We start from the raw sequence: 25,451 nt of genomic DNA on the forward strand, positions 1-25,451 counted from the left end.
CAAAAAAGGGCGATACCGCGAAAGCGGGGCCCCGGTAAAAAGCAACGCTTTCCGAATCGGGCGGGCCCGCCAGAAAAAGATAAGCCTCACATTGGAAGAAAAGAAAAAACAAAAAAAAAAAAAAACAATGCCCGCCTCGCGGGGACTCACGGCAGTCCGCTCCGGGAACAGAGCTCCGCCTTGCCGCCCTGAAGCAGACGGCATCTCCGCCCCGGTTTTCCCCGGAAGACACGGACATGCTCCGCATCCGCCCGGAAGCATCCGCTTTGCGGGAACGCCCCGGCGGCGATCCCGCCGGGGCACCTTGCGGCCTTCCCTCCCCCGGGGGGAAGGAAGGCCTTTCATGACTGTTATCCGGCCACGATGTTGACCAGCTTGCCGGGCACCACGATGACCTTGCGCACCGTCTTTCCGGCAATGTGATTCTGAATGGAACGCTCGGCAAGAGCGGCCTTTTCCAGTTCCTCGCGGGAGGATCCGGCGGGCACTTCCACCTTGCCGCGCAGCTTGCCGTTCACCTGAACCACCACGGTCACCACGTCACGCTTCAGAGCTTCCTCGCTCCAGGCGGGCCAGCGCACGTCGTCCAGAGAATCGGTATGGCCCAGCTCCTGCCAGACTTCCTCGCACATGTGCGGAGTGAAGGGGAAGAGCATGGCAAGCACCGTAGCCATGGCGGAGGAAAGCGCATTGCGGCCTTCTTCCGTGGCGGAAAGCTCTTCGCGGTACTGGTTCACCGCGTTCACGAGTTCCATGATGGCGGCGATGGCGGTATTGAACTGGTTGCGTTCCGCAATGTCCTCTCCCACCTTCTTCACCGTGGCGTGCTCGCTCAGGCGCAGGGCACGGACGGCCTCGCTCGACGCGGGAGAAAGGTCGGAGCAGGGAAGCACGGGCTTGAGATAGGGCTGCATTTCGGCAAACATGCGCCACACCCTGCTCACGAAGCGGTAGGAACCTTCAATGCCGCTGTCGCTCCAGTCGAAGTCGCGTTCCGGCGGCGCGGCAAACAGGCAGAACAGGCGCACCGTATCCGCACCGTACTTCTGCACCATGGCGTCGGGGTCGACGATGTTGCCCTTGGACTTGGACATCTTGCTGCCGCCGAGAAGCACCATACCCTGCGTGAGCAGGTTCTTGAAGGGTTCGTCCATGTCGGCGGGAAGGTAGCCGAAGTCGCGCAGCATCTTGGTGAAGAAGCGGGAATACAGAAGGTGCAGAATGGCGTGCTCCACACCGCCTATGTACTGATCCACGGGCATCCAGTACTTGAGCGCTTCCATGTCGAAGGGCGCATCGTCCTTGCGGGCGGAGGTGTAGCGGGCGAAATACCAGGAGGATTCCACGAAGGTATCCATGGTATCCGTCTCGCGGCGGGCGGGACCGCCGCAGCAGGGGCACACCGTTTCCACGAAGGAAGGCGTGTCGGGCAGCGGAGAACGGCCGTCTTCGCAGGTCTTCACGTCCAGAGGCAGGCGCACGGGCAGATCTTCGATCTTCACAGGCTGCACGCCGCACTTTTCGCAGTACACCACCGGGATGGGGGCACCCCAGTAACGCTGACGGGAAATGTTCCAGTCGCGCAGGCGGTAGTTCACCGTGGCGCGGCCCTTGCCCGTTTCCTCAAGCTTTCTGATGATGGCGGCCTTGCCTTCTTCATTGGGCATGCCGGAAAATTCGCCGGAATTCACCAGAACGCCCGCGTCCACAAAGGCTTCCGTCATTTCGGAAGGAACGAGTTCCTGACCTTCGGGGCTCACCACCACCTTGATGTCGATGCCGAACTTGTGCGCGAAGTCGAAGTCGCGCTGATCGTGGGCAGGCACGGCCATGACCGCGCCGGTGCCGTAGTCGGCCAGCACGAAGTTGCCGAGCCAGATGGGAATACGGTCGCCGGTAAAGGGGTTCAGGCAGTAGGCGCCCGTGAACACACCGTCCTTCTCCAGCGTTTCCGACTGGCGGTCCAGACGGTCCATGTTGCGGGTGCGCTCGATGAAGGCACGGATCTCGGCTTCATTCTCACGACCGGCAATGAGAGATTCCACCAGAGGATGTTCAGGAGCCAGGGTCATGAAGGTGACGCCGAACAGGGTGTCGGCACGGGTGGAAAACACCTTGATCTCGCCTTCGCGGCCTTCCAGAGGGAACACGATCTCCGCGCCGGTGGAACGGCCTATCCAGTTGTGCTGCATGGTGAGCACACGGGAGGGCCAGCCCTTTTCCAGCTTTTCCAGGTCGGCGAGAAGCTCGTCGGCATAGGCCGTGATGCGGAAGAACCACTGCGTCAGATCCTTCTGTTCCACCACGGAATCGCAGCGCCAGCACTTGCCGTCCACCACCTGTTCATTGGCAAGCACGGTGTGGCAGCTCGGGCACCAGTTCTGCGGAGCCTTCTTGCGGTACACAAGTCCCTTTTCCAGGCACTTGAGGAAGAATTCCTGTTCCCAGCGGTAATATTCCGGACGGCAGGTCGCCACTTCCCGGCGCCAGTCGTAGGAATAGCCCATACGCTGAAGCTGGGCGCGCATGTTGTCGATGTTGGAATACGTCCACTTCGCAGGATGGGTGCCGTGCTTGATGGCGGCGTTTTCCGCCGGGAGACCGAAGGCGTCCCAGCCGATGGGATGCAGGACGTTGTATCCCTGCATACGGCGGAAGCGCGCCATGACGTCGCCTATGGAGTAGTTGCGGACATGGCCCATATGAATGTTGCCCGAGGGATACGGGAACATTTCCATGAGAAAATACTTGGGCCTGGAAGGATCGACATCACAGTCGAAGGAGCCTTTTTCAGCCCATATCTTCTGCCATTTTTCTTCCAGCGCATGAGGATCGTAACGAGACGAAAGTGCCATTTCTGTTCCTTGGAGCTTCGGGCCTGCGCCCGCTGTCGATAAATCTTTCAGGGCGTCGGCCCATCAGTTGCGAATGGAAAGTTCCCCCTTGTCCACGGCCCTGCTCACCGCATCGAGTATGCCGTTGACAAAGGTATGGGAACGCGCGTCGCCGTACTGCTTGTCCAGTTCCAGGGCCTCGTTCATGGAGACTCTGGAGGGCACGTCGGCACGGTAAAGCATTTCATACACGCCGAGGCGCAGGAGGTTCAGTTCCACACGGCCGACGCGGTCGAGCCTCCAGTTGCGGGCGAACTTTTCGATGATGGCGTCCAGCTCTTCGCGGTGCTGCCATACGCCGTACACCAGTTCCCAGGCAAAGCCGGAGGGTTCGCCCTCCTGTTCAAGCGCCTCGTCCTGACGGGGCACGGCGAGAAAGGCGGCCTTGAGCTTTTCCACGGAAGTGCATTCCTGAAATTCCTGACCGTAGAGGGCCTGAAAGGCCAGCAGACGATGCGCGCGGCGGGAGGGTTCTTTCGCAGACATCAGAGCTGCTCCATGACGCGGACGGTTTCCACCACGGCGGCGGCGGTTTCCGCACCCTTGTTGCCCACATGCGCACCGGCGCGCTCGATGGCCTGTTCCAGCGTGTCGCAGGTCAGAAGGCCGAAGCCCACGGGAAGGCCGGACTGCAGGGAAACCTGCGCGATGCCCTTGGCAGCTTCGGCGCAGACATAGTCAAAATGAGGGGTGCTTCCGCGAATGACCGCACCGAGAGCGATGATGCCGCTGTACTGGGAAAAAGCGGCCAGCTTCTTGCACACGATGGGCAGTTCATAGGCCCCGGGCACGCGGATGACGGTGATGTCTTCCTGGGAAGCTCCATGACGGGTCAGATAGTCAATGGCGCCTTCCACCAGATGCTGGACGATGAAATCGTTGAAACGCGACGCAACAATGGCGATCTTCAGGCCCTGTGCGTTGAGCTGTCCTTCTATGGTCTTGACGGAATACATGCTTTCCTCACTCTGTCTTGGGGCATACCCGCCTGAGCAGGTGGCCCATTTTTTCTTTCTTCGTCAGCAGATAGTCTTCATTGTAGCGGCCGGGTTCCTGTTCTATGGGAACACGCTCCACAATATCCAGCCCATAGCCTTCCAGCCCCACGATCTTGGTAGGGTTGTTGGTCAGCAGGCGAAGTTTCCGTATGCCCAGATCCACAAGAATCTGCGCGCCCACGCCATAATCGCGCAAATCGGGCCGGAAGCCAAGACGAATATTGGCCTCCACGGTATCCAGACCCTGTTCCTGGAGCGCATAGGCCTTGATCTTGTTGGCAAGACCTATGCCCCGCCCTTCCTGCCGCATGTACAGAAGAGCGCCCCGCCCTTCCTGCTCTATCCGGCGAAGCGCCGCGGCGAGCTGTCCGCCGCAGTCGCAGCGCATGGAACCGAACACGTCGCCGGTGAGGCATTCGCTGTGCACGCGCACGAGCACGGGTTCCTCCGTGCTCACGTCGCCCTTCACCAGGGCCACATGGGTGCGGCCGTCCACGGAATTTTCGTAGGCGATGATGCGGAAATCTCCGTACTTCGTGGGCATGGAAGCCTCGGCGGCGCGCTTGACGGCCACCTCGCCGTGTTCCAGACGCCAGCGGATGATGTCCTTGTTGGCCGCAATGTGCAGCTGATGCTCCGCCGCGAACTTCTCAAGGTCGGGCATGCGGGCCATGGTTCCGTCGTCCTTCATGATCTCGCAGATGACGGCGGCATCCTTGAGCCCGGCCATGCGGCACAGGTCGATGCTTCCTTCCGTCTGCCCGGCACGGGTGAGAAGCCCGCCGGGGCGTGCGCGCAGGGGGAACATGCAGCCCGGTGAAACCAGATCGGCCGGAACCGCGCCGTCGGCAATGGCCGTCTGCACGGTATGGGCGCGCCCTGCGGCAGACATGGCGGGGGCCTCGCTGCGGCGGGCGTCGATGGAAACGGTGAAATTGGTGCCGAACCGGGAGCCGTTGCGCCGCGTCATGAGAGGCAGTTCGAGAGCATCGGCCCGCTCGGCGGAAAGGGAAAGGCAGATGAGCCCGCGCCCCTGCCTCGACATGAAATTGATGATCTCAGGCGTGACGAACTCGGCGGCGACCACGAGATCGCCTTCGTTCTCCCTGTCCTCGTCATCCACAAGAATGATCATTCTGCCCTTTTTCAGATCGTCAAGGGCTGTCTCCACACTGCACAGAGGCATACGTTATCCTTAAAAGAGCAGATGAAGTGACGCCGGTCCGGTACGGAGTTCCCTCCGCATGGTTCCGGCACGTTAAAAACCAAAACCGTTGCGGCGCAGAAAATCCATGGTTACGCGCTCTTCCGGGGCCTTGCTCCTGCCTGCGGCATACGGCTGCATGAGATGCTTCACATACTTGCCGATGATGTCCGTTTCCAGATTCACGGCGGAACCGGTCTTCCACAGGGCCACCGTGGTCACACGCCAGGTTTCGGGAATGATGTTCACTTCCAGGAAGCCGGGGCCGCAATCGTTCACGGTAAGGCTTATGCCGTCAAGGGTCACCGACCCCTTGGGCACGATCTGGGAACTCCAATCCTCGGCAAAGGCAAGGCGTATGCAGCGCGAATCCCCCACGGGGCGCACGCTCTCCACACGGGCCACGGTATCCACATGGCCGCTCACGATATGACCGCCGAAGCGTTCGCCCATGGCCATGGCCCGTTCCATGTTCACAAGTCCCCCCACGGAAAGCCCCCCGAGATTGGAACAGGAAAGCGTCTCCGCAGAAGCAAAGGCCGTGAAGGAGGGCCCGGCGGGAATCCATGTCTCCATGGTGAGGCATACGCCGTTGCAGGCCACGGATTCACCGATTTCGGGAGCTTCCCATGCAAAAAGAGGATGGAAGCGGAAAAGCATGTCCCCGCCTCTTCTCTCCATGCCCTCAATGCGGCCCTGGCCTTCGATAAGCCCTGTAAACATGACTCAGCCCCTGTCCGCGCGGAAATAAAGGTGTATGTCGCCGTCCAGCACGGAGGTACGCATCACGCGCATGCGCAGCGCATCCTCCATGTCGTCCGCCGTACGGCCGGAAAACACGGGCGTGGCGTCGGCGTCGCCGAGAATGGAGGGCGCAAGGTGCAGATGAAATTCATCCACCAGCCCCTGTTCCAGCAGGGAAAGGGCCAGTCTGCCGCCGCCTTCGCAAAGCACATACAGGCAGTGCTCCTGCTCCCTGAGGCTGATGAGCACCTCTTCCGCATCCAGCGTATGCCTGCCGGAAGCGCAGTCCACACCGTACACGCGCGCGCCCCGGTTGCGCAGCGACACCGCCGAAGGGGAAGCCGCCTGCGCCGCGGTGCTGAAGAACACGCAGTCTCCGGGGCGTTCGTCCAGAAGATGACAGGAAGCGTCCGCTCCCGGCAGGCGCGAAGTCATGATCGCGGCCAGAGGCTGACGGGTGGCGCTCTGCGTTCTTGCCGTAAGGCGGGGATTGTCCAGCAGGAAGGTGTTGCCGCCCACAAGAACGGCTCCTCCCGCGCGCCCGATGTTCTCACGCAGGCGCATGACCTCCTCATGGGAGGCGCGGTTGGAAATGCGCTGGGAACGGCCGGCGCGCGTGGCGATGCGCCCGTCGAGGGTGGAGGCCATTTTCAGGATGACGTAGGGCCGGCGCGTGGTCTGCCAGATGATGAAGTCGGCCACAAGATCGCGGCACTCCTTCTCAAGCACGCCCATCTCCACCTCTACGCCGTGCGCGCGCAGAAATTCCGCACCGCCCGAAGCCTGAGCATTCACATCGGCCATGCCCACCACCACATGGGGGATGCCCGCTTCCAGAATGGCCTTCGTACAGGGAGGAGTCTTGCCCTGATGGTTGCAGGGCTCAAGGGTGACGTACAGCGTGCACGCGGAAGGGTCCACGCCCTTCTCCCGCGCGTCGCGCAGGCAGTTCACCTCGGCATGGCCTTCGCCGCACACGGCGTGCCAGCCCTCCGCCACAATATTTCCGTCGCGCACGAGCACCGCACCGACCACAGGATTGGGAGCCGTGCTCCAGCGCCCCCTCTCGGCCAGTTCCAGCGCCGCGCGCATGAATGTTTCGTGCCGGTTCATGCCCTGCCTCCTTCCTTTTCCTCCTCCGGCAGTGCCTGTTCGGCCTGTGCCGGAGCGCCGTTTTCCACACTCTGCGGGCTGTCGGCCCCATGCGGCAGATGAATGACCTGCACGCCCGCCTCGGCGAGCATGGATTTGGAAAGCTCGTCGGGGTAGTTCTCGGAAATCCAGATTCTCTTCACCCCGCAGTTGATCAGCATTTTGGAACAGATGAAGCAGGGGTAGGTGGTGCAGAAAATTTCCGCACCGCGCAGAGAAATGCCGTGTACCGCAGCCTGTATGATGACATTCTGCTCGGCGTGAATGCCCCGGCATATCTCGTGACGCTGTCCCGAGGGAATGCCGAGGGTGGCCCGCAGACAGCCGACCTCAAGGCAGTGCGGCACGCCGGAGGGCGCGCCGTTGTATCCTGTGGCCAGAATGCGCTTGTCCAGCACCGCCACGGCCCCCACCTTTCTGCGGAGACAGGTGGAGCGCTCCGCCACAAGGTAGGCGATGTCCATGAAATATCTGGGCCAGCTGGCCCTGCTGTCATGCGTCATACATCCTCCCGCTTCCACCGGGAACGTATCACTGTTTGAAAGCAAGGAAAAGGGCGGCCAGCACACCATGCCGTGCACAGGGCCGCCCCGATTTTTACCAGGCGAACAGCGGGAAATTGCAGGCGAAGGATTCCACTTCGCTGCGGATTTCAGCAAGGCGGGATTCGTTGGTGGTGTTGGAAAGCACGTCCACGATCCAGCCGCCCACCTTTTCCATGTCCTTTTCCTTCATGCCGCGGGTGGTGAGAGCGGCCGTGCCGATGCGCACGCCGGAAGTGACGAAGGGGGAACGCGTTTCAAAGGGAACCGTGTTCTTGTTCACCGTGATGCCCGCAAGATCCAGGGCATGTTCGGCATCCTTGCCGGTGATGTCCTTTCTGGTCAGATCCAGCAGCATGAGGTGGTTGTCCGTTCCGCCGGACACAAGGTCGTAGCCGGCGTCGGTGAGGCAGGAGGCGAGCACTCTGGCGTTGCGCAGTATCTGCGCCTGATATTCCTTGAACTCGGGACGCAGCGCTTCACCGAAGGCCACGGCCTTGGCCGCGATGACGTGCATGAGCGGGCCGCCCTGCATGCCGGGGAACACCTTGCTGTTGATGGTCTTGCCGTATTCCTCCCCGCGGGAAGTCAGGATCATGCCGCCGCGGGGACCGCGCAGCGTCTTGTGCGTGGTGGTCGTGGTGATGTCCGCCCAGGGAAGCGGAGAAGGATGGAGCCCTGCGGCCACAAGGCCCGCGATGTGGGCCATGTCCACCATGAGCTTGGCGCCCACTTCATCGGCGATCTTGCGGAAACGTTCGAAGTCAATGATGCGGGAATAGGCGCTGGCCCCGGCCACGATGAGCGCGGGACGGCATTCACGGGCCTTCTTTTCCAGCTCGTCGTAGTCGATGCAGCCCGTTTCGCGGTTCACGCCGTAGGGAACAAAGTTGTAGGCGCGCCCGGAAAAGTTCACGGGGCTGCCGTGGGTGAGATGCCCGCCATGGGAAAGATCCATGCCCATGACCGTATCCCCGGGCTTGATGAGCGCAAGGTAGGCGGCCATGTTGGCCTGGCTGCCGGCATGAGGCTGCACGTTGGCGTAGTCGCAGTCAAACAGCTTCATCGCGCGATCGCGGGCAAGGTTCTCCACAATGTCCACAAATTCGCAGCCGCCATAGTAACGCTTGCCGGGATACCCTTCGGCGTACTTGTGCGTCATGATGGAGCCCTGCGCCTCGCGCACGGCGACGGATATGAAGTTTTCCGAGGCTATGAGCTCAAGCTTGCTCACCTGACGGCGGGATTCCTTCCAGATGGCGTCCGCGACTTCGGGGTCGCGCAAAATCAGTTCTTCCATGGTTCTCCGTTCCTGAAAATTGAGGGCCGGTGCCCCGGCCCTGCAGATTATGCGGTAAACTTCTTCAGTATGAGGCTTGCGTTGGTGCCGCCGAAGCCGAAGGAATTTATCATGGCATAGCCGGGATCGAGCTTCTTCGAGCCGCCGCCCATGTAGTTGAGGTCGCATTCGGGATCAGGAGTTTCCTGATTGATGGTGCCGGGCACCATGCCGGTGAACAGGGACAGGGTGGCGAACACGCTGGACACGCCGCCGGAGGCACCGAGAAGGTGGCCGATCTGCGACTTGACGGCCGTGATGGCCAGATTCTTCGCATGATCGCCGAACACCTCGTGCAGAGCCTTGGTTTCGGCCGCGTCGTTGGCATGGGTGGAGGTGCCGTGCGCGCTCACATGGTCGATGGCTTCAGGGGCGAGACCCGCGTCGGCCAGGGCGTTGCGCATGCAGTTCGCCATGCCTTCGCCGGTCTCCAGGGGAGCCACCATGTGGTGGGCGTCGTCGGAAGCGCCGAAGCCCGCGATCTCGGCATAAATCTTCGCGCCGCGGGCCTGAGCGTGTTCCAGAGTCTCCAGCATGAGCATGCCCGCGCCTTCACCCATGATGAAGCCGCTGCGGCCGGCGTCGAAGGGACGGGAGGCCTTTTCCGGTTCGTCCTGATGGGCGGTGCACAGGGCCTTCATGGAGGTGAACCCGGAAATGCCCATTTCCGTGATGGTGGATTCCGCGCCGCCCGTGATGACGACATCGGCGCGGCCGAGAACAAGCTGATCATAGGCGCTGCCGATGGCATGCAGCGCGGAGGCGCAGGCGCTCGTGGAGACCACGTTGATGCCCTTGGCGCCCGTGAATATTGCCACCTGGCCGGGAGCCATGTTGGAAATCAGCATGGGAATATAGAAGGGAGACACGCGGTTGGGGCCGGAGGTACGCAGCTTTTCGTGGAAATCTTCAATGGTCTTGAGGCCGCCGAGACCGACGCCCAGCACCACGCCCACACGTCTGGCGTCGGTTTCCTCCATCTTGAGGCCGGAATGCGCCATGAGCTGCAGCCCCGCGCATACGGCAAGCTGACAGAAGCGGTCCATCTTGCGGCACTGTTTACCGGGGATGACTTCCTCAGGCTTGAAATTCTTTACTTCGCCCGCGATGTGAGTGGGAAATTCGGTGGAATCAAACTGAGTGATACGGCCGATGCCGGACTTGCCGGCAAGAAGAGCCTCCCAGCTGCTCTCAAGGTCGGTGCCCAGAGGCGTGATGGCTGAAAGACCGGTGATAACGATACGCTTACGATCCACGCGGAATAACTCCATGTAAAGTAGGTGACGGGAAATGCTCCCTGCCCCCGGAGGGTGCGGAACGCCGGCGGATTTCCGCCCTCACCCGCTCCATCCGGCGCAGAACGCCGGCTGCGGAATCTTCGCGTCTTTACCGCGGACCTCTCCTTCCGCGGCCGCTTCAGGAAGCGCCCCTCGGCCCGCAACGCTCACGGACCCTCAAGATGTTCTGCTCTGGAAACGTCATGAAAAGCTGAAAAAGCCGTTCCACGAGCCGCAGGCCGCATGTTCATGCGGCGTTCTCTAAACTCGAATACGCCGGGGAACGCGAGGCTCCCCGGCATCTTCATGAAAACAAGATGAAAGGAAGAAACTTACTTCTGCTTGCTTTCAATATAGTTGATGGCGTCCTTGACCTTCAGAATCTTCTGGGCGTCTTCATCGGCGATTTCCACGCCGAAGGCTTCTTCAAAGGCCATGATGAGTTCGGTCAGGTCGAGAGAGTCGGCACCCAGATCTTCGATGAAGGAAGCTTCGGGAGTCACTTCTTCTTCAGAGAGATTGAGCTGTTCGACAATGATCTGCTTCACTTTATCTTCAACGGCGGCCATGGTTCCCTCCAAGGGGTGTTTTCAGGTTCTACTTCCATGCCGGGAGCGCAGTCCCGGCTACCAACCACATTCAAAGTTCTCCGCATCCCCCGGCAGGACCGGAAGGAGGAAGCCGGATATCTCCGGAAATTTCTCAGCAGTACAGCCCGCCGTTCACGGCGATGACCTGCCCCGTGATGTACGCGGCCTTGTCGGAGGCAAGGAAGGCCACGGCGTCGGCCACATCCTGCGCGGAACCCAGACGGCCCAGAGGAATGGCGGCGGCATAGGCCTTTTTCGTTTCTTCGGTGAGGGCGGCGGTCATGTCCGTTTCAATGAAGCCGGGCGCAACGGCGTTCACGGTGACGGAACGCCCGCCCAGTTCCTTGGCGGCGGATTTGGTCATGCCGATGAGGCCGGCCTTGGCAGCGGAATAGTTGATCTGCCCGGCATTGCCCATCTGGCCGACCACGGAGGAAATATTGATGATACGGCCTGCACGCTGACGGGCCATGATCTTGGCCGCCTCACGCAGGAAAAGGAAGGCTCCGCGCAGGTTGGTGTTGACCACCGCGTCGAAGTCCTCATCCTTCATGCGCAGGACAAGGCCGTCACGGGTGATGCCGGCATTGTTCACCAGCACGGAAAGCTGCACCTTGCCCTTGATCTCTTCGGCAAAGAAGCGGGAAACGGCTTCGGAATCGCCGGAATCCACGCAGAAGGCGCGGGCATGCCCGCCCATGGCCTCGATGTCGGCCACGGTCTGCATGGCCGCTTCCGGACGGCTCACATAGGTAAAGTATATCTGATAGCCGGCGGCGGCGAGGGTAAGCGCCACGGTGCGGCCGATGCCGCGGGAACCGCCGGTGACAAGCGCAGTGGGGGAGAGTTCGCTCATGCTCAAGCTCCTATGGGGGGAATACTAAGCGTTTTCCGGGGAAATGACAACGGAGAAACTAGACCAGAAGCGCAGAGCCCCAGGTCATGCCGCCGCCGAAACTGGTCAGAAGCACCTTCATGCCCGGTTTCAGAGCTCCCGTGCGGCGTGCGTCCTCCATGGCCACGGGAAGCGTGGCGGCGGAGGTGTTGCCGTAATGCTGCACGTTGGAGAAAACATGGCTTTCGTCCAGCCCCAGACGTTCACCCACGGCCTTGATGATGCGCAGATTCGCCTGATGCGGAATGAACAGATCAAGATCCTCAAAGCTCATGCCGTTGCGTTCCAGAATGCGCTGGCTCTCGTCGGCCATGCTGCGCACGGCATGCTTGAACACCGCCATGCCCTGCATGGAAATGAACCAGTCCGGCCCCACGGTGTCGCCTTCCTTGATATTGCAGGCCGAACCGCCGCCTATCTTGATGAGATCGTGCAGGGAACCGTCGGAGGAGCAGACCACGTCGCGCACCTGCCAGAGGGCGTTCCTGTCGCTTGAGCGGAGCACCACGGCTCCGGCGGCGTCGCCGAAGAGCACGCAGGTGGTGCGGTCGGTGAAATTGGTGCGCCGGCTCAGCCCTTCGGTGGCCACGAGAAGAACCACGGCATCCTCGTGCATCTGCACGATGGAGCGCGCCAGTTCAAGCCCGTACACGAAACCCGTGCACGCGGCGTTGAAATCGAGGCACATCACATCCCCTTTGCGCCCTTCCAGAGAGGAAAGACCGAGCTTGCCCGCAATGACGCAGGCCGTGCTGGGGCAGAGATAGTCGGGCGTGCAGGTGGCCACGAAAATATGGGTGACCTCCTCCGGCGCAACTCCGGCCTCCGCCAGAGCGGCGCGCGCGGCTTCCAGACCGCAGTCGGAAGGATTGACGCCGTCATCCAGGATATGGCGTTCCTTGATGCCCGTTCGGGTGCTGATCCACTCATCGGAAGTCTCCACCAGCTTTTCCAGATCATGATTGGTCATGACGCGGGAAGGAATGAAGGAGCCGAGTCCGCAAATATAGCAGGGATGATTCATGAAGATGTCCGGACGAGGCTGCCCGGAGGGCAGCCGTTCCCATTTGAAGCGAGGGGGGCCGGGACGGCCCCACCCCGAAAGAAGCCGCGCATTTTCCACACAGGGACGAAGCGGCCGGCAGGTGCATCCGAAAAGGCACCCGGACTCGACGGACGGTGCATATACACCGCCGCCGCATCCCCGCCCTCACCCTGAAAGGCGACGACGGGGCGCAGAAAAAAGAGACGATTATACGGAGCGGCCGTAACTCGTCAGCTCCTCGTTGGCACTGATGGTTTCCACAAGGCGCTGCTGCGTACCCTTGACCACATAGGTGTTGGCCATGGTGACGGCGCTCGTAATGGCCTTGGCATTGGACTTGCCGTGGCAGACGATGGCGATGCCCTTCAGACCGAGCAGAGGCGCACCCCCGTATTCCGCATAATCCACCATCTTCTTGAAATTCTGGAAGGCCTTCATGGACAGCATGGCGCCCAGCTTGGGCAGCACGCCGTTGTTCAGAAGCTCCCTCTTCAGAAGATGCGTCAGAGAAGAGGCCAGGCCTTCGCTCAGCTTGAGGGCAATATTGCCCACGAAGCCGTCGCAGACCGCCACATCGATATCGCCGGTGAACAGATCCCTGCCCTCGGCGTTGCCGATGAAATTAAGGTTGGAGGCCTGCTTGAGCAGCTCATAGCTGCTTTTGACGAGCGAATTGCCCTTCCCTTCCTCCTCGCCGATGCTCAGAATGCCCACACGGGGATCTTCGTAGCCAAGGATGTCCTTGACGAAGGTGGAACCCATGAGGCCGAACTGAAAGAGATGGTGAGGGCGGCATTCCACGTTGGCGCCCACGTCGAGAAGGAGCATGGGCGACTTTTCCGTGGGTATCACGGAGGCCAGTGCAGGACGTTCCACCCCGGGAATGCGCCCGAGGATGAACATGCCGCAGGCATAGGCCGCACCGGAGTGACCGGCGCTTATGAAAGCGTCGGCTTCTCCCTGGCGGACCAGCCTGCATGCCACCTGCATGGAGGAATCCTTCTTGGTACGCAGGACCTCGGAGGGCTTGTCGGTCATCTCCACCAGCTGCGTGGCGTTGACGATCTCGAAAAGCTCCCCTTCTTCGGACTGCGCGGAAAGATCCGCAATGGTCTTGCGGATCTCATCCTCAATACCGACAAGGATGACTTTGGCACCCGTGTTGCGGGCGGCCTGAAGCGCGCCGGGAACCACCACGGAAGGGCCGAAATCGCCCCCCATGGCGTCCACGGCCAGCTTTGGACGATTATTACTGCTCATCGCTGGCCACAGGTTCTACCTGGCGGCCGTCGTACTTGCCGCAGGAGGGGCAAACGCTGTGGGGCTTGGTGGGAGCGCCGCAGGAGCAGTAGATGACGGTGGGCTTGGCCACACGGTCATGGGAACGACGCATGCACTTTCTGGAGTGGGACTTTTTGTTCTGCTGAACGGCCATGATGTTTCTCCTTATCTCGGAAACGGGGGAGTCATCCCTGATGTTTCACTTTCAGTTGACGCAGAGCAGCCAGCCGCGGATCACCGCTGTCGCGGGAACAGCCGCAGGCACCTTCATTAAGATTTTTGCCGCACTCGGGGCACAGACCCCGGCAGTCCGGCCTGCAGAGGGGCTTCACGGGCAGGGCCAGTGAAAACTCCTCCCACAAAAGCGATGCCAGATCAAGGAAAGGCGCTCCGCCTTCCATGGTCACGGCACATTCATCCAGAAGTCCGGCAGGATTTTCCTCTTCCGGTTCGGTTTCGGCAGGCGCGGGGTATTCCTCGAACTCGTCGAAGCTCTGGTTCAGCACCACAAGAGTTTCTTCCATGCAGCGATTGCACGGCATGGCCACCACACCCCTGATCGTACCGCGGATGAGGCAGCCGTCGCTCTGCGGAAGCAGAAACACCTCGGCAACAACAGGCTCAACTATGCGGCATTGCAGGTGATATTCCGCCGCCGGCTCTTCCCACACGGCCCTGTCGGAAACCGTGATGGTGCGCCCCTGCGGCTCTATCTCATTCAGTGCGATGTGTCTTAATTCCATGCCTTACCTCTGGAAACATGACAAAATACCGACGGAGGCCATCTTTGTCAAGCCTCTGTACTTGGCTTCAGGCGGGAATTTCCCCCGCCCGGTCTCTGCCGCCGCCGGAAAAAGGGCGCAGAAAAGCACGGCAGACACGACGGAACAAATGTTCCGCTATCTGCCCTTCACCGCCTTCTCACTGATGAGCATGGCGTCGTGCAGGCCGTACTTGTCGAGGGTGCGGCGCATCATCTGCACATCGCCCTTGCCTCCCCGGAACGACACCTGCACATAGTACCATGTGCCGCGCTTCGTCTTCGCCTGGGTGCGCCGGGCCTTCAGCCCGTCCTTGGTGAGCCTGTCGCTCAGGGCCTTGGCCTGGCTCTGTTCCTTGAAGGCCGCCACACGCATCACATAGTCGAACTGGGGTTCCTTCGGCTTCTGCGCTTCCTGCTTCGGCTTTTCTTCCTTCGGCTTTTCCTGCGTCACCTGAGCGGCAGACTGTGCGGCCGGAGCCTCGGCATCGGAAAGCACCCCGCCCGAAGCGTCGTTCTTCAGGCTGGTCATGAAGCGGAGCTCTTCCTTGGGAAGGATCTTCTCCTTCTCCTCGACCTCCCCTTCATTCTCCGGCGCATCGTCCGCAAGAAGTCTCTCCAGCTCCAGCGCCTGGGGCAGGGGCATGCTGCTGCGCCCCACGATGACGCCGGAAAGAAAGCTGAACCCCAGAAGCACCAGGGCCAGCACGCTTATGGTCACCAGCGCCGAAGGCGTGATGTTCGCCTTCCAGGTGAGCACGCCGCGCCCTTCCGCCCTTGCGGGAGCGCTTTTGCGCGAGGAGGCTTCGTTCTCCGCCGCGGCCTGAGCGGCCGCGGCTTCGGAACTTTCCTCAGAGGCCGAGAAGAAAGACTGCCGTCGTTCCCGGTCGCTGTTTTTCTTCGCACTGGAAGAAGAGTTGCGATAAAACGCGTTCGCCATGACTACATGGATTCCGGCGCGCTCACGCCGAGCAGGTCAAGACCGTTGGCAATGACCACGCTCACGGCGCGCAGAAGCACCAGACGGGCCTTCATCACGGCTTCGTCGTCGCCGCTCAGAACGGGGTTGTTGGCATAGTAGCTGTGCAGCCTGCCGGCCAGTTCCATGAGGTAGAAGCTGACGGGATGGGCGGCACGGGCGCGGGCCGCGTCTTCCACCACATTGCGGAAGCGTTCCACCTCGCGCAGCAGCGCAAGATCGTCCGCAGAGGTGAGCGGAGCAAGCATGTCGGCAGTGCTGTGTTCCGGCACGCTCACGCCTCTGTCGGCGGCGCGGCGCAGCAGCGCGGCCACACGGGCATGGGCATACTGCACATAGTACACCGGATTTTCCATGTTGCGCTGCTTCACAAGATCCAGATCGAAATCAAGCGGGCTGTCACTCTTGCGGGAAAGGAACATGTACCTTGCGGCGTCCGTGCCCACGTCGTCGAGCACTTCGCGCAGGGTCACGAACTCGCCGGAGCGCGTGGACATGGCCACGGGCTCGCCGCCGCGCATGAGGTTCACCATCTGGATGAGCACCACATGGAAGTCGTTTTCCGGGTCGTGCTGCATGCAGGTGATGGCGGCCTTCATGCGGGGCACATAGCCGTGATGGTCCGCGCCCCACACGTCGATGCATTCATCGAAACCGCGCTCGAACTTGTTGGCATGATAGGCGATGTCGGAAGCGAAGTAGGTCAGGTAACCGTCGCTCTTGCGGAGCACGCGGTCCTTGTCGTCGCCGAACTGTTCCGTCGCCAGCCAGGTGGCGTTGTCCTTGTCGTACACAAGGCCCATGCCGCGCAGCTTGTCGAAGGCTTCCTCCACCTTGCCCGCATCCACAAGGTTCTTTTCCGAGAACCAGACCTGATGTTCCACGCGGAATTCCCTGAGGTCTTCCTTGATGCCCGCCAGAATGGTGGCGCAGGCATACTCGTAGCAGAGGTCCTTGGCTTCGGCCTCGGGACGGTTGGGAAGTTCGGGATCCTTTTCCAGCATTTCCCGGGCGATGTCGCGGATGTAGTCGCCGTGATACCAGCCCTTGGGGTCCTCGGGGTAGACCACGGGCAGATTGAGGATCTCGCGCATGCGCAGGTACACGGAATCACCGAGCAGGCGCATCTGCCTGCCCGCGTCGTTGATGTAATATTCCGTGGACACATCGTATCCGGCAAAGCGCAGCAGACGGGTGAGCGAATCGCCCACGGCGGCGCCGCGGCCGTGCCCGATGTGCAGCGGGCCGGTGGGGTTGGCGGAAACATATTCCACCACGATACGGCGGCCGTTGCCGCTCTTCGAGGAGCCGAAGGCCCTGCCCTGCTCTTCCACATCCAGCACCACGCCCTGCCAGAACGACGGGGCGAAGGTGATGTTGATGAATCCCGGCCCCGCTATCTCGGCCGTCACCAGACCGGGGAACTTCCCGCACAGTTCGGCGACAAGGCCTTCGGCCACGGCGCGGGGAGCCGACTTGGCCTGCTTTGCAAGCACCATGGCCAGATTGGTGGCCAGATCGCCGTGCTTTTCATCTCTGGGGATTTCCAGAACGGCCTTTTCCGGCCATTCCCAGCCATGAGCGGCCACAATGTCCCGCAGGGCCTTTTCAATGAGGAGTATATCGCGCATCGTTATCCTTCAAACGCATCCACGGCGTCTTTGTTGGGAATATGAACAGTGGTGTAGCTGCCGTCGGCCACATCGGCGGCCACGAGAATGGGCCGGACCATGCGGGTGAGCACGCCCTGAGGGCCGAATTCCACCCAGCGGCGCACTCCGTCGCGCCACTGATTGGAAATGGTGTCCACCCAGCAGACGGACGAGGTCATCTGACGGCGCATGGCGCTGTGGATGGATTCCGCATCGCTCAGAGGTTCGCCGTTGATGTTGAAATAAATGGGGAAGGCCGCGTCGTGCCAGTCCTGCTTGTCCAGCAGCTTGGAGAATTCGGCGGAAGCCTCGGCCATCATGGGGGTATGGAACGCGCCGCTCACGGCAAGGGGGAAGCCCTTGGCGCGGGGGTTCTCCGCCTTCAGGCGTTCGGCGGCGGCCTCCACGGCCTCGCGGTGCCCGCTCAGCACGAACTGCAGAGGCGTATTCTTGTTGGCCACGCGCACCAGCTTGCCGGTGGATTCGGAAACTTCCCTGGCAACGGTTTCCACCTGTTCCTGAGAAAGGCGGATCATGGCGCACATGGTGCCTATGTGTTCGGGGTCCACATCGGCCATGAGGCGGCCGCGCAGAGTCACAAGCTCCAGGACCTTGTCCATGGGAAGCACGCGGGCGGCGGCAAGGGCGCTGAATTCGCCGAGGCTGTGCCCGGCCGCGCAGGCGGGGGAAAGGCGATCCGCCACGCTCATCCACAGGGCGAGGTTCACCACGGTGATGGCGGGCTGAAGATTGCGGGTTTCGGCCATGAGAGTGGCGTCTTCGCTCTCCCAGTATATTTCGCGCAGAGGCAGACCGCTTACGCTTTCCGCCTTCTTCCAGAGGTCCATGATATCGGCGGACGCCTCGGCGAGACGCCGCCCCATGCCGGATGCCTGCGCCCCCTGACCGGGGAACAGGATGGCCGTCTGAACACTGCTCATTCCATACTCCTTGGATGGATTATGGGTCATAACACACGGGCCGCCGCCTGTGGGACGGGGCCCGTCTTTCTCAACCTGTTGCGGGAAACGCGGAGCGTCTCCCTCTGCCGGGCCGCCCGCGAAAACGTTGTTTTCCCGGGCGGTGCGACTGCCGGAAGCCCCCTGCTGCAGAGTACCGCCGGCCCGTGTCGTCGGGCAGTCCGCCCCTCTTCTCATGAAAGGCGTTTACTGTGCAACGCCTTTTTTCATGAAAATGCAGGGAATTCCGCCCGGGACACATCAATCGTAGCGAACGGAACTGAACTTCATCAGGCGTTCCCAGTTATGGTGCGACTCGATGTAGCGGAAGGTGCCGGTCTTGGCGCGGATGACCAGAGAATGGGTCACCGCACCGCGCCCGGAATAGCTCACGCCGCCGAGGAAGGTGCCCCCGGAAATGCCGGTGGCGGCAAAGAACGCATCATCGGCGCGGATGATGGAATCCACGGTGAGGATTTCATCAAGTCGCGTGCCTTCCGCAATCATGGCCTGACGTTCCGCATCGGACTGCGGATCGAAGCGGCCGAACATCTGCCCGCCCACGCCCTTGATGGCGCATGCGGAAATCACGCCTTCGGGCGTACCGCCGGTACCCATCATGACATCCACATCCACACTGGGATCGGCCACCATGAGCGAACCGGCCACGTCGCCGTCGGTATGCAGGGTGATGCGCGCGCCCGTCTTGCGGATTTCCTCGATGAGGCCCTTGTGACGGGGCTTGTCGAGCACGAAGACCACAAGGTCGTTGATGTCCTTGCCTACGGCGCGGGCCACGGCGTGAAGGTTGTCGGCCACGGGTGCGTCGATGTCCACCACGTCGCGCGCCTCACGCCCCACCACGAGCTTTTTCATGTAGTAGCTTGAGCCGGGATTATACATGTACCCCGATTTGCACGCCCCTATCACAGCAATGGCATTGGGGCGGCCGAGAGCCAGCAGATTGGTGCCTTCCACGGGATCGACGGCAATGTCGATGTCCGGCCCGGTTCCATCGCCCACTTCCTCGCCGTTGTACAGCATGGGTGCCTCATCCTTGGCACCTTCGCCGATGACGACGCGCCCGCGGATGGAAAGGGAATCGAAGGACAGACGCATGGCGTCCACAGCAGCGCCGTCGCCCTCTTCCTTGGCGCCCTTTCCCAGCCAGCGCGCCGCAGAAAGAGCCGCGGATTCCGTTACACGGAGCAGATCAAATGCCAGATTTTTTTCAGGAGCTTGCATATCGTCCTTCCTCGGAAAGGGGGGTTGCTTTACATGAGGGCCCGTGCGCAGGCCGCAGTAAAGCAACTATAGCCGAGCCCGGATTTTTCATCAAGAGTAAAAGGCCGCCGTGTAAAGTTAAAGCCTTCCTTGAAAAAAGCCTGAAAGGTTTTGTAACATGATTCGTGTATGCCGTGCTCTGGAGGCTCCGGGCAGGATCGCATACGGAAAAGTCCCAGTCCGTCGTCCCGGAGGGGACTTTTCCCGCAGCAGGCGCGCCCTCTTCCGCACAAAAGCACCCCGCCGCCGCAACATGCGGCAGGCGGGGTGCGCGAAGGACAGGGAGGGAGTGGAACAAGGCTCCCCCTTAATGAAAAAACGGCTCTCCTGCACAAAGATCTTCCGGCTTATGCGTGAAAGCGCCCTCTGCCGGGCAGAAAACACGTTTCCGGCAGAAGCGCAGAAACATCATCCTGCAGCTGCGCCCCGGGCATCCCGGGGCACAGCCTCATGCGCTCAGCCTGGCTACAGATAGAGATCCGGGTCGGAGGGCATGACATCCCAGCGGATCTTTCCCGAGCTTTTCTTGTACTTGCGCAGAAGCACATAAAAGGCGCCCGCCCCGCCGTCCTCCTGCTTGGCCGTGCAGAAGGCAAGCACCACACGCTTGAACGGGTCCTGGGTGAACCACTGCTGCACGCGGAAACGCAGCACCGGAACGCCGTTGAGGGAATTGAGTCCCCGGCCCGTCACCACAAGGGCGGTACGCACGCCCTTGTAATAGGAACTGCGGAAAAATCCCACCAGGTTCTGAAAGGCCTGTTCGCAGTTCAGCCCATGCAGGTCGATGTGCGCTTCCGGGCTGAACTGGCGCGACTGCAGCTGAGAAACGATCATGAGATCAAGGCCGACCACATGCCCTTCCGCGTATTCATCGGTACTGGCCACGGAAAATTCCACCTTGCCTTCCATGAAGTCCTGCAGGGGATGCCTGGGGTCCGTCACGGCAACAGGGGGTGTCTCCGGTTCCACGGGCACGTCGCGGCCCCGGGCGTTCAGGGGCACCGTGCCCTTGATGGCGGAAAAGAAGTCGCGGCTGTCGTCTTTGTCATCGGGCGCGCCGGCGGCCTCGTTCAGCATGGCGGCATCGTCATCCCGGGCCGCACGCGCTCCGGCTCTGGCCATGGCCGTAAGCGTGGCCGGCACCGGCTCTTCCTGCTTTTCCAGCACGGGAGCGGGGGCGGGCCTGTCGCCCTTCTTCAGCATGCGCTTCACGCCCTTGCGCTCCAGTTCCCGGGCAAAGCTGTCGTTGTCGTTCTCGGATTCTCCCCGGGGCTGTCTGCCTCCTCCCGACGCCCCGGAAGCAGGAAGCGCGCGCACACTGCCGCCCATGGCCTGCATGAACAGCGCCTCATCGGCATCCCGGGCGGCCGCCTCGGCCTCCCTGTTTTTCACCACCGTCCTGGGCTGGCGCGATTTCCGGGGATTTTCTCTGTTGTTGCGGGAGGGAAAATCCCGCGCGTTAAGCATGGAAAACGGATTGGAAGGATCTTTGCTCATGACAACCGCCTCAATGTTACGTCCATATACACAGCGTTACCTGCCTTGTTTCTAAGGCTTCCGCCGGGAAAAGCAAGGGAAGGAGAAATATTCCGCCCGTTTTCTTCCCTGAGAAGCCCCGCGCGCCTCTTCTGCCCCGGCGCCGGGAAAAGGCCGCCTGCCGGAAAAACATCCCCGGCCGCCCCGCCGCGGCATGCCCGCTGAGAAATGCCAGCTCTCCCAACGGCGCACAGAACATGAAAAAATCATCCCGACCCGGTGCGGATCCGCCCCGAAAACAAAAAAACGCCGCGCGCTCTGTCTGCGGCGGGAGCATACCCGGACATGTTCCGCCCCTCCGGCGGGTTCATTTTACACCTTGGCAAAAGCGGAGGAAGTGACTATTAATATGGGGCGCCTGTTTACGCCTTCGGGCGGTACAGGCCGGTTGACGGCCCTTTCGCGCCTTCCCCGGTCTGCAGGTGCGCAATCAGGCCGCTTTCCGACTCCGGCAAAGCCGCCTTTCCTTGAGGAGATGAGACGATGAGTTTTTCCCGTTCCGACGCATACACCTGTGCAGGTGTGAACATCAACGCGGGCAATGAGCTGGTGGCCCGCATCAAAGACATGGTGGCCAGCACGCAGACCCACGGCGTCCTTTCGGACATAGGCGGCTTCGGCGGCCTGTTCCGGCCCGACATTACGGGAATGCAGTCGCCGGTGCTCGTGTCCGGAACCGATGGCGTCGGTACGAAGCTCAAAATGGCCTCCCTTTTCAACCGGCACGACACCGTGGGCATAGACCTTGTGGCCATGAGTGTGAACGACTGCCTGGTTCTCGGCGCAAAGCCCCTCTTTTTCCTGGATTATTTTTCCTGCGGCGAACTTGATGTCGACCTTGCGGCCACGGTGGTCGGCGGCATTGTGGAAGGCTGCCGTCAGAGCGGCTGCACGCTTCTCGGCGGAGAAACGGCAGAAATGCCCGGCATGTACGCCAAGGGCGATTACGACCTTGCAGGCTTCTGCGTGGGTATTGTGGACGGGCCGAAGATCGTGGACGGTTCCACCATCAGCGTGGGCGACGTGATCATCGGTCTTGCCTCCTCCGGCCTGCACTCCAACGGCTATTCCCTGGTGCGCAAGATCTATGAGGAAAGCGGCGTCAAGGGCGACGACATCGTGCCCGGCACCAACCGCACCTTTGCCGATGTGCTCCTCACGCCCACGGTCATCTATGCCGACCAGGTCAAGTCCATCATGCGCGACCTGCCGATCAAGGGCATGGTGCACATCACGGGCGGCGGCTTCTACGACAACATTCCCCGCGTGCTTTCCGCCTCCGTATGCGCGAACATCCGCTTCAACAGCTGGGAACACCCCGCCATTTTCGACTGGCTCAAGCAGCAGGGGAATCTCACCTGGCCGGAAATGCTCCAGGTCTTCAACTGCGGCATAGGCTACATCATGATCACCGACAGGGCCACTGCCGACGACATGCTCCCCCGCTTCAAGTCCATGAATACGGAAGCCTGGGAAATAGGCACCATAGTCCGGCGCAAGGAACATCAGGAACAGGTGGAGATTTCCTTTGACTGAACTGCAGAAGCCCTGCCGTTATGTGGTCAGCGCCTGCCTTGCGGGCCAGTGCTGCCGTTACGACGGCCGCTCCAACCTGCGCGAGGAAGTGCGCGCCCTTGTGGAATCCGGACAGGCCGTCCCCGTGTGTCCCGAAGTGCTCGGAGGCCTGCCCACGCCCCGCACGCCCAGTGAACGCAGAGGCGACGGCGTGTACTCCGCCACGGGGGAAGACGTGACCTTTGCCTTTGCCTCCGGCGCGGAGGCCGCGCTCTACATTGCGGAAGAATACGGCTGTTCGGCCGCCATACTCAAGGCCCGTTCCCCTTCCTGCGGCTGCGGGCGCATCTATGACGGCACCTTCACCCGCACCCTCGTGGACGGCGACGGGCTTTTCGCCGCGCTGCTGCGCAAAAAAGGCTTCCAGCTCTTTACCGAAGAAACCTTCTCCCCGGAACAGGCATGAAACGGGGCATTCTCCTCGCGGCCTACGGCTTCGGAAACATCCGCGGAGCCAGTGCCCTGCGCGCCGTGCAGGCCGCCGCGGAGGCGCGTTTTTCCCTGCCCGTGCGCTGGGCCTTCACCTCGGAAACCATGCGCATGCGCCTTGCCAGTTCCCGCACCAAATCCGATTCCGTGCTCAAGGCCCTGAAGCGCATGCGCTTTGAGCGCTACACCCATGTGGCCGTGCAGCCTCTGCACCTCATTCCCGGCATGGAATACGGCGCCGTGGCCGCGGAATGCCGGGCAGGCATGGAGGAAGGAGGACTCTGCGTGAGCCTCGGCCTGCCGTTGCTTTCCGGCCCCGGAGAGCATGCCATCCTGAGCGCCGCGCGCACCCTCATACGCCACATATCCCCTCTGCGCGCGCCCGATGAACCCGTAATCTGCATGGCCCACGGCAGCCGCCATGAATGTGACATTCTCTACGGCCGCTGGGCCGAGGCCGTGCGTGCTCTGGACAGTCATATCCACATCGCCTGCATGGTGGGCAGAGGTCTGCAGCGGCCGGAGGGAGAAGCGCTTCCTGCCGACGGGCTTGACATGCTTCTGCCCGCCCTTGCCGAAGAAATCTCCCCCACCCGCCGGGTATGGCTCATGCCCCTGCTGTCCCTTGTGGGCCGCCATACGCTGGAAGATATGGCGGGGGCGGCGCCCACCTCATGGAAAAGCCGCATCGAAGCTGCAGGATACTGCTGTCAGGCCGAACTGCGCGGCCTTGCCGACGACGCGGCCTTTGTGGATCTGTGGCTGGATCGGCTGGAAGAAGCCCTCGCGGCGCTGGATGATCCGGCCCTGCCCTGCCCGCCTCTTTTTCCGAAGAACAGCCCTTCCGGGACTTCCCATCCCGGAAGCCTTTCCTCTTTTTCCGCTCCCTTCCCAACGTCCAAGGAGTCTGCCATGTCTGCTTCCGTTCTCTGCTCCGCTATGGAGCAAAACCTTTCCCAGGGATCCATGATCCGGCGCATGTTCGAGGCCGGCATCGAACTGCGCAAGAAATACGGGGCCGACGCCGTCTGCGACTTCAGCCTCGGCAACCCCGATCTCGCCCCGCCCGCCGAGGCTGCGCACGCCATGAGCGCCCTTGCCGCCCGCCTTTCCGAACCGGGCATTCTCGGCTACATGCCCAACGGCGGCTTTGCCTGGGCAAGGGAAAAACTGGCCGCATGGCTGAGCGAACAGCAGAAAACCGCCCTTGAGGCAAAGCACGTCATGCTCGGCTGCGGCGCTGCCGGCGTGATGAACGCCTTTTTCCACACGGTGCTTGATCCGGGCGACGAAGTGCTCACCGTCGCGCCCTTCTTCGGTGAATACCGCTTCTATGTCGGCAATCACGGCGGCACGCTCCGCCCCGTGCCCTGTCGTGCGGAAGACTTCGGCCCCGATGTGGAAGCGCTGAGCGCCGCAGTCACGCCGCGCACAAGGGCCGTCATCATCAATTCGCCCAACAACCCCTCGGGCGCAGTGTACACGAAGGAGGACATCGAGGCTCTGGCCGCCATGCTGGAAGAGGCCTCGAAGCGCATCGGACGCATCATCTACCTCATTGCCGACGAACCCTACCGCTTCCTGGCCTACGACGGGCTGGAAGTGCCCGCCGCCCTGCCGCTCTACAAGTACGCCGTGGTCATCAGCTCCTTTGCCAAGAACTACGGTATGGCCGGGGAACGCGTAGGCTATATCGCCGTGAACCCCGCCATGGACGATGCGGACAAGCTCATGGACGGCCTTATCTTCTCCAACCGCGTGCTGGGCTTTGTGAACCCGCCCGTGGTGGGTCAGTACCTCATGGCGGAATGCCTCGGCACCTCCACGCAGGAGGCCCTCGCCGTCTATACCCGCCGCCGCAACCGCCTGGCCGCCATTCTTGCCGATGCAGGCTATGAATTCACCCTGCCCAGAGGCACCTTCTACTTCTTCCCCAAGGCCCCCGGCGGAGACGACAAGGCCATTGTGGAACGCCTGACCGAAAACCTCGTACTCGCCGTGCCGAGTTCCGGCTTCGGGTATCCCGGCTACTTCCGCCTCTCCTTCGCCGTGGAAGACGCCGTGATCGAACGCTCGGCCGAAGGCTTCCGCAAGGCTCTCCGGGGCTGATTTTCCCCTGAAGGACACCGTAACGGCGCGCCGGAACACGTTTCCGGCGCGCCGTTTTTGTCGGAAAAGCTCCTCCGCAGGCGGAGCAGCCCCCGGCAAGGAAACCTCCGCGGCGCACACCCTGCAAAGAGGCCCGGCTTCTCCCTCCACGGGGCATGGCGTTCCTTTTCAGGCTCCTTTCCCGGGCACGGGAAATTTCAATCT

At 61.7% G+C, this 25,451-nt stretch carries 23 protein-coding genes; 3 read left to right on the forward strand and 20 right to left on the reverse strand.

The features are described from left to right. Nucleotides 1-350: 350 nt before the first annotated feature. From leuS to Q0K07_RS05245, 20 genes are all read right to left on the reverse strand, one after another. Nucleotides 351-2,855, reverse strand: coding sequence for a leucine--tRNA ligase (leuS, locus tag Q0K07_RS05150; protein ID WP_294557331.1), 2,505 nt, complete (start codon nucleotides 2,853-2,855; stop codon nucleotides 351-353). A 63-nt stretch (nucleotides 2,856-2,918) separates the two neighbouring features. Continuing rightward, nucleotides 2,919-3,380 (reverse strand): transcription antitermination factor NusB, encoded by a 462-nt coding sequence (gene nusB, locus Q0K07_RS05155; RefSeq protein ID WP_294557333.1) that lies wholly within the window; start codon nucleotides 3,378-3,380, stop codon nucleotides 2,919-2,921. Continuing rightward, complete coding sequence (gene ribE / locus Q0K07_RS05160; protein WP_294557335.1) at nucleotides 3,380-3,850, reverse strand: 6,7-dimethyl-8-ribityllumazine synthase; 471 nt, start codon at nucleotides 3,848-3,850, stop codon at nucleotides 3,380-3,382. The genes nusB and ribE overlap by 1 nt, the downstream gene beginning before the upstream one ends. Before the next feature lie 7 nt (nucleotides 3,851-3,857). Continuing rightward, nucleotides 3,858-5,078 carry a bifunctional 3,4-dihydroxy-2-butanone-4-phosphate synthase/GTP cyclohydrolase II gene (locus Q0K07_RS05165; protein WP_294557337.1) on the reverse strand — a complete coding sequence of 407 codons (1,221 nt, stop codon included), beginning with the start codon at nucleotides 5,076-5,078 and terminating at the stop codon, nucleotides 3,858-3,860. A gap of 72 nt (nucleotides 5,079-5,150) precedes the next feature. Then, the gene (locus Q0K07_RS05170; protein WP_294557339.1) at nucleotides 5,151-5,819 is read right to left on the reverse strand and encodes a riboflavin synthase; all 669 of its coding nucleotides are present in this window, start codon (nucleotides 5,817-5,819) and stop codon (nucleotides 5,151-5,153) included. A gap of 3 nt (nucleotides 5,820-5,822) precedes the next feature. Beyond that, nucleotides 5,823-6,953: a bifunctional diaminohydroxyphosphoribosylaminopyrimidine deaminase/5-amino-6-(5-phosphoribosylamino)uracil reductase RibD gene (ribD, locus tag Q0K07_RS05175; protein ID WP_294557341.1), complete on the reverse strand. Its 1,131-nt coding sequence runs from the start codon at nucleotides 6,951-6,953 to the stop codon at nucleotides 5,823-5,825. Further along, nucleotides 6,950-7,495: a cytidine/deoxycytidylate deaminase family protein gene (locus Q0K07_RS05180; RefSeq protein WP_294557344.1), complete on the reverse strand. Its 546-nt coding sequence runs from the start codon at nucleotides 7,493-7,495 to the stop codon at nucleotides 6,950-6,952. Before Q0K07_RS05180 ends, ribD begins: the two co-directional genes overlap by 4 nt. 94 nt (nucleotides 7,496-7,589) lie before the next feature. Then, nucleotides 7,590-8,834: a serine hydroxymethyltransferase gene (glyA, locus tag Q0K07_RS05185; RefSeq protein ID WP_294557346.1), complete on the reverse strand. Its 1,245-nt coding sequence runs from the start codon at nucleotides 8,832-8,834 to the stop codon at nucleotides 7,590-7,592. A 47-nt stretch (nucleotides 8,835-8,881) separates the two neighbouring features. Next, nucleotides 8,882-10,129, reverse strand: coding sequence for a beta-ketoacyl-ACP synthase II (fabF, locus tag Q0K07_RS05190; protein ID WP_294557348.1), 1,248 nt, complete (start codon nucleotides 10,127-10,129; stop codon nucleotides 8,882-8,884). A gap of 353 nt (nucleotides 10,130-10,482) precedes the next feature. Further along, nucleotides 10,483-10,719: an acyl carrier protein gene (gene acpP / locus Q0K07_RS05195; RefSeq protein ID WP_294557350.1), complete on the reverse strand. Its 237-nt coding sequence runs from the start codon at nucleotides 10,717-10,719 to the stop codon at nucleotides 10,483-10,485. 133 nt (nucleotides 10,720-10,852) lie between these two features. Then, nucleotides 10,853-11,596 carry a 3-oxoacyl-[acyl-carrier-protein] reductase gene (fabG, locus tag Q0K07_RS05200; protein ID WP_294557352.1) on the reverse strand — a complete coding sequence of 248 codons (744 nt, stop codon included), beginning with the start codon at nucleotides 11,594-11,596 and terminating at the stop codon, nucleotides 10,853-10,855. Between the two features lie 58 nt (nucleotides 11,597-11,654). Then, nucleotides 11,655-12,659 (reverse strand): beta-ketoacyl-ACP synthase III, encoded by a 1,005-nt coding sequence (locus Q0K07_RS05205; protein WP_294557354.1) that lies wholly within the window; start codon nucleotides 12,657-12,659, stop codon nucleotides 11,655-11,657. 228 nt (nucleotides 12,660-12,887) lie between these two features. After that, on the reverse strand, nucleotides 12,888-13,940 hold the full coding sequence (gene plsX / locus Q0K07_RS05210; protein WP_294557356.1) for a phosphate acyltransferase PlsX: 1,053 nt from the start codon (nucleotides 13,938-13,940) through the stop codon (nucleotides 12,888-12,890). Next, nucleotides 13,930-14,115, reverse strand: a complete 186-nt coding sequence (gene rpmF, locus Q0K07_RS05215; RefSeq protein ID WP_294447246.1) for a 50S ribosomal protein L32 — start codon at nucleotides 14,113-14,115, stop codon at nucleotides 13,930-13,932. The genes plsX and rpmF overlap by 11 nt, the downstream gene beginning before the upstream one ends. 31 nt (nucleotides 14,116-14,146) lie before the next feature. Beyond that, nucleotides 14,147-14,704, reverse strand: a complete 558-nt coding sequence (locus Q0K07_RS05220) for a DUF177 domain-containing protein (RefSeq protein WP_294557358.1) — start codon at nucleotides 14,702-14,704, stop codon at nucleotides 14,147-14,149. 156 nt (nucleotides 14,705-14,860) lie between these two features. Beyond that, nucleotides 14,861-15,661 (reverse strand): SPOR domain-containing protein, encoded by an 801-nt coding sequence (locus Q0K07_RS05225; protein ID WP_294557360.1) that lies wholly within the window; start codon nucleotides 15,659-15,661, stop codon nucleotides 14,861-14,863. A gap of 2 nt (nucleotides 15,662-15,663) precedes the next feature. Further along, complete coding sequence (gene argS / locus Q0K07_RS05230) at nucleotides 15,664-17,331, reverse strand: arginine--tRNA ligase (protein WP_294557362.1); 1,668 nt, start codon at nucleotides 17,329-17,331, stop codon at nucleotides 15,664-15,666. Nucleotides 17,332-17,333: 2 nt separating this feature from the next. Next, nucleotides 17,334-18,293, reverse strand: coding sequence for an ACP S-malonyltransferase (locus Q0K07_RS05235; protein ID WP_294557364.1), 960 nt, complete (start codon nucleotides 18,291-18,293; stop codon nucleotides 17,334-17,336). Between the two features lie 279 nt (nucleotides 18,294-18,572). Next, on the reverse strand, nucleotides 18,573-19,556 hold the full coding sequence (gene glpX / locus Q0K07_RS05240; RefSeq protein WP_294557366.1) for a class II fructose-bisphosphatase: 984 nt from the start codon (nucleotides 19,554-19,556) through the stop codon (nucleotides 18,573-18,575). A gap of 504 nt (nucleotides 19,557-20,060) precedes the next feature. Continuing rightward, nucleotides 20,061-21,095: a Smr/MutS family protein gene (locus Q0K07_RS05245; RefSeq protein WP_294557368.1), complete on the reverse strand. Its 1,035-nt coding sequence runs from the start codon at nucleotides 21,093-21,095 to the stop codon at nucleotides 20,061-20,063. 522 nt (nucleotides 21,096-21,617) lie between these two features. On the opposite strand from Q0K07_RS05245, the gene purM reads away from it, so the two are divergent. Genes purM through Q0K07_RS13290 form a run of 3 tightly spaced genes read left to right on the forward strand, consistent with a single transcriptional unit; the run spans nucleotide 21,618 to nucleotide 25,247 of the window. Continuing rightward, nucleotides 21,618-22,670 carry a phosphoribosylformylglycinamidine cyclo-ligase gene (gene purM, locus Q0K07_RS05250; RefSeq protein ID WP_294557370.1) on the forward strand — a complete coding sequence of 351 codons (1,053 nt, stop codon included), beginning with the start codon at nucleotides 21,618-21,620 and terminating at the stop codon, nucleotides 22,668-22,670. A 1-nt stretch (nucleotide 22,671) separates the two neighbouring features. Further along, nucleotides 22,672-23,115 carry a DUF523 domain-containing protein gene (locus Q0K07_RS05255; protein ID WP_294557418.1) on the forward strand — a complete coding sequence of 148 codons (444 nt, stop codon included), beginning with the start codon at nucleotides 22,672-22,674 and terminating at the stop codon, nucleotides 23,113-23,115. Continuing rightward, the gene (locus Q0K07_RS13290; protein WP_367178868.1) at nucleotides 23,112-25,247 is read left to right on the forward strand and encodes a pyridoxal phosphate-dependent aminotransferase; all 2,136 of its coding nucleotides are present in this window, start codon (nucleotides 23,112-23,114) and stop codon (nucleotides 25,245-25,247) included. Before Q0K07_RS05255 ends, Q0K07_RS13290 begins: the two co-directional genes overlap by 4 nt. Nucleotides 25,248-25,451: the final 204 nt, after the last annotated feature.

Origin of the sequence: uncultured Mailhella sp. (assembly GCF_944324615.1) — a bacterium.
GTDB lineage: Bacteria > Desulfobacterota > Desulfovibrionia > Desulfovibrionales > Desulfovibrionaceae > Mailhella.

Excerpts from the sequence above, each read along its gene's own strand:
- Q0K07_RS05205 (WP_294557354.1), bottom strand. The coding sequence starts at position 12,659 with ATGAATCATCCCTGCTATATTTGCGGACTCGGCTCCTTCATTCCTTCC.
- ribD (WP_294557341.1), bottom strand. The coding sequence starts at position 6,953 with ATGAACCGGCACGAAACATTCATGCGCGCGGCGCTGGAACTGGCCGAG.
- purM (WP_294557370.1), top strand. The coding sequence starts at position 21,618 with ATGAGTTTTTCCCGTTCCGACGCATACACCTGTGCAGGTGTGAACATC.
- acpP (WP_294557350.1), bottom strand. The coding sequence starts at position 10,719 with ATGGCCGCCGTTGAAGATAAAGTGAAGCAGATCATTGTCGAACAGCTC.
- Q0K07_RS05170 (WP_294557339.1), bottom strand. The coding sequence starts at position 5,819 with ATGTTTACAGGGCTTATCGAAGGCCAGGGCCGCATTGAGGGCATGGAG.
- fabG (WP_294557352.1), bottom strand. The coding sequence starts at position 11,596 with ATGAGCGAACTCTCCCCCACTGCGCTTGTCACCGGCGGTTCCCGCGGC.
- nusB (WP_294557333.1), bottom strand. The coding sequence starts at position 3,380 with ATGTCTGCGAAAGAACCCTCCCGCCGCGCGCATCGTCTGCTGGCCTTT.
- Q0K07_RS05180 (WP_294557344.1), bottom strand. The coding sequence starts at position 7,495 with ATGACGCATGACAGCAGGGCCAGCTGGCCCAGATATTTCATGGACATC.
- leuS (WP_294557331.1), bottom strand. The coding sequence starts at position 2,855 with ATGGCACTTTCGTCTCGTTACGATCCTCATGCGCTGGAAGAAAAATGG.
- Q0K07_RS05225 (WP_294557360.1), bottom strand. The coding sequence starts at position 15,661 with ATGGCGAACGCGTTTTATCGCAACTCTTCTTCCAGTGCGAAGAAAAAC.
- glpX (WP_294557366.1), bottom strand. The coding sequence starts at position 19,556 with ATGCAAGCTCCTGAAAAAAATCTGGCATTTGATCTGCTCCGTGTAACG.
- Q0K07_RS05235 (WP_294557364.1), bottom strand. The coding sequence starts at position 18,293 with ATGAGCAGTGTTCAGACGGCCATCCTGTTCCCCGGTCAGGGGGCGCAG.
- glyA (WP_294557346.1), bottom strand. The coding sequence starts at position 8,834 with ATGGAAGAACTGATTTTGCGCGACCCCGAAGTCGCGGACGCCATCTGG.
- Q0K07_RS05165 (WP_294557337.1), bottom strand. The coding sequence starts at position 5,078 with ATGCCTCTGTGCAGTGTGGAGACAGCCCTTGACGATCTGAAAAAGGGC.
- ribE (WP_294557335.1), bottom strand. The coding sequence starts at position 3,850 with ATGTATTCCGTCAAGACCATAGAAGGACAGCTCAACGCACAGGGCCTG.
- rpmF (WP_294447246.1), bottom strand. The coding sequence starts at position 14,115 with ATGGCCGTTCAGCAGAACAAAAAGTCCCACTCCAGAAAGTGCATGCGT.
- Q0K07_RS05245 (WP_294557368.1), bottom strand. The coding sequence starts at position 21,095 with ATGAGCAAAGATCCTTCCAATCCGTTTTCCATGCTTAACGCGCGGGAT.
- Q0K07_RS13290 (WP_367178868.1), top strand. The coding sequence starts at position 23,112 with ATGAAACGGGGCATTCTCCTCGCGGCCTACGGCTTCGGAAACATCCGC.
- Q0K07_RS05220 (WP_294557358.1), bottom strand. The coding sequence starts at position 14,704 with ATGGAATTAAGACACATCGCACTGAATGAGATAGAGCCGCAGGGGCGC.
- argS (WP_294557362.1), bottom strand. The coding sequence starts at position 17,331 with ATGCGCGATATACTCCTCATTGAAAAGGCCCTGCGGGACATTGTGGCC.
- plsX (WP_294557356.1), bottom strand. The coding sequence starts at position 13,940 with ATGAGCAGTAATAATCGTCCAAAGCTGGCCGTGGACGCCATGGGGGGC.